Below are 838 nucleotides of genomic sequence, written 5' to 3' on the forward strand. Positions count from 1 at the left end.
ACATCGACGCCCCACAGGTCATCTTGCCCGGCGTCGCCGCCGACGGTCAGCCATAACGGATGCTTTCCGGTGCCCAGCTGATAGCCTTGGCGGCGATTTACGAGCAGCCATTGCCGGGCCAGTTCGTGACAGCCGGCGCTTTGCAAGTCGGTCACGTCGAGCGCTCGCGGCCGAATCGATTTTCGGGTCGCGCAGCATAAAATCGGCGTCGCGCCGCACTCCAAACAACAGCGGATCATCGCCTGCAGGTGGAGCGTGTGTGCCCGCTTCGATTTCGCGGCGACGTCAAGCGGATCGATCATCACCACCTGCAATTCGTAACTGCCGATCCACGCGCGCAGTTGCCGCAGCTGCGTCTCCAACTTCGTGCTCGCCCCGTGCAGCGCGCAGACGAATCGCGGCGCTTCTTCCCGCTGTTTGCTGGTCATCCAACGGCGCGTGAGGTCGATCAGCGAGCGTTTCGCTTGCTCGCCGCTGAAGAACCCAACGCGAAACGTTCGCCGGAGCGCGAACTTCCCTAAGAATTTGCAGCCTGTCGACAGGGCCGCCGCCAAGTCGACCGCCAGCGACGTTTTCAAACATTTGCTCGGCCCGCAAATCACCGCCGGAGCGCCGCGCGAGAGGACGCCTGGCACCAGCCACTCGACCTCGTTCGCCTGCTCGAGCATTTCGACCGACGTGAACTTTTGCAGCGGTTTGTTGGCCGCTTCAAACCGGTCGACCGCCGCCTCGATCATCGAATCAGGCACCGCCACCGGAAACATCCCTTCCCCTTGCAACAACTCCCGCATCCGCTCGATCCGCTCAGTACGATTCATGATTTTGCCTGCCCAAAAAG

Annotated in this window: 1 protein-coding gene; it reads right to left on the reverse strand. The window is 62.1% G+C overall.

The window, feature by feature from the left end; translation table 11 throughout:
* On the reverse strand, nucleotides 1-818 hold an 818-nt coding region (locus C5Y96_RS15015), incomplete at its 3' end, for an AAA family ATPase (RefSeq protein ID WP_147275535.1).
* Between the last annotated feature and the right edge of the window lie 20 nt (nucleotides 819-838).

This window comes from Blastopirellula marina (genome assembly GCF_002967715.1).
In the GTDB taxonomy this organism is placed as follows: domain Bacteria; phylum Planctomycetota; class Planctomycetia; order Pirellulales; family Pirellulaceae; genus Bremerella; species Bremerella marina_B.